Origin of the sequence: Novipirellula sp. (assembly GCF_041583735.1) — a bacterium.
GTDB lineage: Bacteria > Planctomycetota > Planctomycetia > Pirellulales > Pirellulaceae > Novipirellula.
In genome coordinates this window covers 1-5,891 of record NZ_JBFHFD010000554.1, presented here as the reverse complement: position 1 = coordinate 5,891, position 5,891 = coordinate 1, and the positions used below count along the sequence as shown (strand labels likewise).

At 55.6% G+C, this 5,891-nt stretch carries 6 protein-coding genes and 1 pseudogene; 1 reads left to right on the top strand and 6 read right to left on the bottom strand.

Annotated elements, in window-relative coordinates; genetic code table 11:
• Positions 1 to 73 (bottom strand): annotated as a pseudogene (locus tag ABX962_RS28110) (50S ribosomal protein L21); the annotation flags it as partial.
• Between the two features lie 369 nt (positions 74 to 442).
• Between ABX962_RS28110 and ABX962_RS28105 the strand changes: the two are divergent.
• Positions 443 to 2,347, top strand: coding sequence for a sulfatase-like hydrolase/transferase (locus tag ABX962_RS28105; protein WP_372724426.1), 1,905 nt, complete (start codon positions 443 to 445; stop codon positions 2,345 to 2,347).
• 30 nt (positions 2,348 to 2,377) lie between these two features.
• Here ABX962_RS28105 and ABX962_RS28100 read toward each other — a convergent pair whose 3' ends face one another.
• From ABX962_RS28100 to ABX962_RS28080, 5 genes are all read right to left on the bottom strand, one after another.
• The gene (locus tag ABX962_RS28100; RefSeq protein ID WP_372724425.1) at positions 2,378 to 2,728 is read right to left on the bottom strand and encodes a hypothetical protein; all 351 of its coding nucleotides are present in this window, start codon (positions 2,726 to 2,728) and stop codon (positions 2,378 to 2,380) included.
• A gap of 200 nt (positions 2,729 to 2,928) precedes the next feature.
• Positions 2,929 to 3,621, bottom strand: coding sequence for an ABC transporter ATP-binding protein (locus tag ABX962_RS28095; protein ID WP_372724423.1), 693 nt, complete (start codon positions 3,619 to 3,621; stop codon positions 2,929 to 2,931).
• Between the two features lie 33 nt (positions 3,622 to 3,654).
• On the bottom strand, positions 3,655 to 4,608 hold the full coding sequence (locus ABX962_RS28090; protein ID WP_372724421.1) for a prenyltransferase/squalene oxidase repeat-containing protein: 954 nt from the start codon (positions 4,606 to 4,608) through the stop codon (positions 3,655 to 3,657).
• Entirely contained in the window at positions 4,605 to 5,198 is a 594-nt protein-coding gene (locus tag ABX962_RS28085; protein WP_372724419.1) for a thioredoxin family protein, read from the bottom strand. The genes ABX962_RS28090 and ABX962_RS28085 overlap by 4 nt, the downstream gene beginning before the upstream one ends.
• A 158-nt stretch (positions 5,199 to 5,356) precedes the next feature.
• Positions 5,357 to 5,891 (bottom strand): enoyl-ACP reductase (locus ABX962_RS28080; RefSeq protein ID WP_372724417.1); only part of this gene is annotated, 535 nt, incomplete at its 5' end.

Below are 5,891 nucleotides of genomic sequence, written 5' to 3'. Positions count from 1 at the left end.
GGAAGTCGATGTCAACTTCCATGCCAGGTTCGACGCGGTATTGGCGGCCACCATCTACAACGATAGCGTACATTTATGCACTCTCAAGTGAATTCAAGCGTAAGGGCGTTTTGTCGAGCCGCGTAGTGTATCGATCGATCCACGCTACGTACAGGCCTGTGTCACACTACAGACGACTATTTTTCCACCGCCGTCGCACAAATGGTGCATTTGGGCGGATCAGGCAACCTAATCGCCCGATCGCGTCCCCGAATTTAGCCAAATCCATCACCGATTTCCCCACCTCTGGCACCGCGATCTCGCCGCCCCCCGCCACATCGAGTGGCTCGTTGGATTACGATACCCACTGGCTAACGCGAATGAATCTTCCTTCATCGCCAAGCCGCAATCCCCCCACCGGATGAACGCAAGAACCACTTTTCCGCAAGGAACCGAAAACTCCATGTTGCTCCACTGCTTCTCACTTCGATCGCCCCGCTACCTACGACTTGTCGCCCTGATCTTTCTCTTCGCAGGAACCGTCTTGGCGGGAGCAACGCTGGGCACCCCCGCTGCGTTCGCCACGGATCGCCCCAACTTTGTCTGGATCATGTCCGAGGACAACTCGAAACATTATCTGCGGCATTTTGATCCCGATGGGGCGCCCGCACCCAATATCGAAGCCTTGGCAGAGCACGGCATCACGTTTGATCGAGCGTTTTCGTGCGCCCCGGTCTGCTCGGTGGCTCGCACCACGCTGATCTCCGCCTGTTACGCACCGCGGATCGGCACCCAGTTTCACCGCCGCTCGAAAATGGCGGCGATGCCCGAGGGACTCAAAATGTTCCCGGCCTACCTGCACGACGCCGGCTACTATACGACCAACAACAGCAAGGAAGATTACAACGCCGAACGATCCCCTGGCACATGGAACGAATCGTCAAAGAAGGCGAGCTGGAAAAAACGACCTGACAAGTCGATGCCGTTTTTCCATGTGGTGACTTCTGGATTGTCACACGAAGGGCAGCTGCATTTCCCGGAAAAGGCAATGGCCACTCCGCCGCAAACCGATCCTGCTTCGGTCAAATTGCAACCGTACTTCCCTGACACCGACACCTTCCGCTACACCCGAGCCAGCTATCACGACCGCATGATGGCGATCGACAAGGTGGTTGGCAATGTCGTCCAGGAACTGCGATCGGAGGGGCAACTTGAAAACACATTCATCTTTTACTTTGGCGATCACGGTGGTGTTCTGCCTCGTTCCAAAGGCTACACCTACGAAGCCGGGCTGCATGTTCCGCTTGTCGTTCGCGTCCCCGAGCGATGGCAAGACTTGGTCTCGCGTGAGGTCGGATCTCGCACCCATGGCTTTGTCGAGTTTGTCGACTTTGGCCCCACGGTTTTGAACCTCGCCGGAATCAATGTCCCCAGCGGCGTCGATGGCAAAGCGTTTTTGGGCGACGGAATTGACACCGCAGAAGTCGACGCTCGCAACGAGACGTTCGGTTACGCCGATCGCTTTGATGAAAAATATGACTTGGTTCGCACGCTGCGAATCGGCAACATTAAATACATGCGTCACTTCGAACCGTATTATCCCGACGGACTGCAAAACAACTATCGCTACAAGATGCTCGCCTACCAACAATGGCGACAATTGCACGCGGAAGGAAAACTCGACGAAGTGCAAAGCCAATTCTTTCGCCCCAAGGCGGTCGAAGCGATTTACGACTTAGAACAGGATCCGCACGAGACTCGCAATTTGGCGGGAGATCCAAATACGCAGTCAGTTTTGAAGAAGATGCGGACTCGACTGGATCAGCGACTCAAAGCGATGCCCGACCTGAGTTTTATCCCCGAAGCCGTGCTCTACGAATCGGCAATGGATAACCCAACCGAGTTTGGTCAACAGAACAAGGATCGCATTGCCAAACTGATCGACACGGCTAATCTAGCGATACTGCCATTCGATAAATCGGAGACACCATTACGCAAGGCCATTTCGAGTGACGATCCTTGGGTTCGCTATTGGGGATTGGTGGCAGCATCTAGCATTGGACCGAGCGCCAAGTCATTAACGAGTATTGCCAAGAACCATTTGTCCGACAAAGAACCGTTGGTTGCACTACGGGCGATCGAGTTCATGGCATTGATGAGCGACGAAGACATCCGTCCCCAGCTCTATCAAACGATCGAGCGTGCGAGCAACGAGCCTGAACTGTTGCAAATCCTGAACACGGCAGCCTACTTGAACGATTACTTTGGCGATCGATTGACGCTTGACGTGGAAAAGGTGAAATCAAGCATCAAGCTGAGCCAGAAAGGCGAAGTCAAAGATCGCCTGGACTATTTCTCGTCAAAGTGATTCTCCCCGCGAGCCGACGCGACTAATCACTCACCAAAATTTCCACCAAGGTTTCTTCGGTGGCGGGGGTGTCGCGCGCATTCCCAACACCCCGTACTCGTCGCCATCACCCGATCGCACTTGAGCCACTTTGACCATGGACGCATCGATCAGCTTGGTTAGTAACGGCATCGTCGAAGCGTTCTTGCGAACATGCAGCTTGCATTTAAATTGCTTGGATGCCGCCATCATCGCCGAGATCGCTTGACGCGGCCCGGGGGTATCGCCGAAATCGGTAATCACAAATGTGCCGGTCCCTTTTTTGTGGCCCTGCACTTCGGCAAATTTGTAATGGCCTTGCTCCGCGTCGAGCTCGTCCCAACCGTGATACTCCTCCTGCATCTTGACTCTCCACCTGTTGAGTCTGCCGAACTCTTCGCAGCCGCGTCCAAGCCAAACGCTGCCAAGGATTCGCTAAGGAAACAGTGGCGGACGCCGCGCGTTCGCCCTCGATGACATCTATCATCCTTAGGGCTGCCCCCTTGATGCAAGCGAATCCGAGAGCGACTCGATCACTTCAGGGCAAAATTAACGTGGACAGATCAACACTGTACCAATTGACCATCACGAAGCTCGCGGCTTTGCTGAAGCGCTTCGGCAAGCGAATGGCTATGGGTGACGACAACCAAAATAACGCCCCGGCTGGTCGGTAAATCAAGCAACAACTCGGTGACCGAGTCCGCAGTGCGGCGGTCCAAATTGCCGGTTGGCTCGTCCGCCAAGACCAACGAGGGCTGCATCAGCAGCGCCCGGGCGATCGCGACTCGCTCTCGCTCGCCCCCAGACAGCTCGCTGGGCAGATGCGCTCGACGATCGACCAAACCGACACTTTCAAGCAAATGTTCGGCATGCTGAAAACGTTCGGCCGCAGGGCTTCCCTGCGCCAGTGCGGGGACCAGCACGTTTTCGAGCACGGACAATTGCGGCAACAAATGATGGTCTTGAAAGACAAATCCGACGTGCTGGTTGCGAAACCCTGCCAGCTCTTTTTCGTTCAAGGCAAACGGATCCTGACCATCAATACGAACGGTGCCCTGATCGGGATGGTCAAGCGTCCCGAGAATTTGCAGCAGCGTGCTTTTCCCGCAACCGCTCGGCCCCACGATCGCAAGTGAGTCGCCGCCGACCAGCGACAGTGACACGTTGCTGAGCACCTGTAGCGGGTCGCCCGCCGTTGGATACGACTTCGAGAGATTTTCGACCTGCAAAGAAGTGTCGTTAAGAGGCGTCGTCACAGTTGTTGCTCCCTTTGTGGCCACTTGCCACGCTTAACCTCGAATCACGTTTTCACATAACGCGAGGCTTGCGATTCCATAAAACGTGTATTCGACATCGGTGGTGTCATCGAGCGACAAACCGACAAACCCGCCGGGACTGCGCTGCATCATGCGTGCGTACTGCTGTATCGACTCGACATTCACGACCGATGTCGCATCGAGATCCACCAACGTGATCAGCCCCGTGCATGTACTCAATAGATCCGCGAACGGGATCCGCGTGTTGGCGGTCATCCCCCCTTCGTCGGATTGCATCTCGGACAAAAATTCAATCGTCGCAGTGTGATCCATCGCATCGAGTCGTCCGAGAGCTTTTAGCGTCCCAATCGCCGCAGCGGTCGGATTCACCCCTGGTCGTTTGGCAGCACGAATTTCTAGAAAGCCACCCTCCCCGTGGGCTTGAGACGCGAGGAAACGAAGGATCCCATCGGTATCGGGAACCGGCACCTCAATCAATTCGTGACACAACACGGACAAAAAAGTTTGATAGGTGCTGCCGGCTCGGCCTTCGGGGGTTTTTGCGAAACCTCCATCAGCGGTCCGCAGCGTCGCAAGCAAGTCGGCAATATTATTTCGCCAGGAATCGTCTTCGTCCGCAATCACCACGGCCCCCACCGACAATTCACAAATCGCGGCGGCAAACACGAGCGAAATCAAATCGATAATCGACTCACGTCGCTGCATGCGGCCACGTAGAAACCGGGCCGCCTTTTCACCCACCTCGGGCGTTAACCCATCTAAAATCCACAATCCCCGCAACGCAAAGGCGGTGTAATACGGGTCACTTTCGCCTTCACGCCCCGCGAAACCGCCATCGTCACGCTGTTGCGTGACAAGCCAGTTCGCGTGAGCCTCGCGGATTTCGGGCGATAACCCCAGCGCCCCGAACGCCAAACGTAGGGTCAACTCGTGCAGGTAGCTTTGCGGAGCCTCGTTGTCGCTCACGCAGTACCTTGCGGATTGAAGTACTGAGGTTCATTCCCCTCTTTCCACTTGATGTTACAACCAAGCGAAGGCGTTTGATTCTCACTCGGCTTCTCACCCGCCAGCACGGCATCCAAAGCGGCTCGCAGATCTTTGCCCGTCACCGGTTGGTCGCTCTTGGGACGACTGCTATCGAGTTGGCCTCGGTACACCAGTTTGGCCTGACCATCGAACAAGAAAAAGTCCGGAGTGCATGCCGCGTGATACGCCTGCGCCACACTTTGGTCGCCGTCAAACAGATAAGGGAACGCGTAACCACGCTCCGATTTTTCCTTCTGCATCGCCTCCGGATTATCATCCGGATATTTGTCCGCATCGTTGCTGCTGATCGCGACCACCGAGACGCCTTTGGCAATGTATTCATCGGCGAGCGACTTGATGTGGTCGGCAACATGCTTCACGTACGGGCAATGGTTGCACATGAAAATCACCAGCAGCGCTTTGCCACCCGAAACGTCCGCCAACGACACTTCGCCTCCGCCACATTCGGGAAGCTTGAAATCGGGCGCGGCGGTGCCAAGTGGCAACATCGTACTTGCAGTTCTTACCATCAGAAATCCAATCGAGTCACAGGATTGAGGAAACGGCTCGGGGGACGAAAAAAGCCACCGAGCCGATGGCGTGCGGTGAAAACAATTCCGCTGCGAAAAGCCCCGTCGGATAAAACAGGGGGAGCCTTTCGAATACGGGTGCGGGGGTAAATCGCGGTTTAGGACTGCTGCAATTGATCTAACAGACGTCCGGGGCTACCCATCGCGTGATAACCACCATCGACATGCAGAATGTCGCCGGTGATTCCGTTGCTATCATCGCCAAGCAAGAACGCACCAGTCCGCGCAACTTCGTCGTGAGTCACGTTGCGGCCCATCGGCGCCATGTGCTCGTACATGGTCAACATTTTTTCAACGCCGGCGGCTCGACCGGCCAACGTCCGGATGGGACCCGCTGAAAGGGCGTTCACCCGTACTCCTAATGGCCCCATATCGTAAGCCAAATAACGGACCGTGGCGTCCAATGCTGCTTTGCAAATCCCCATCACGTTGTAGCCGGGCACGCACTTCTCCCCCCCAAAATAGGTCATGGTAGCTATCGCACCCCCCGGGTTCATGATACCTTTAGCAGCGTTAGTACAAGCGATCAAAGTGTAGACACTGACGTCCATTGCCAATTTAAATCCGGCGCGACTTGTCTCGACGGTATCGCGAGAAAGGTCGTCGCGGTCGGCAAACGCGATGGAATGCAGC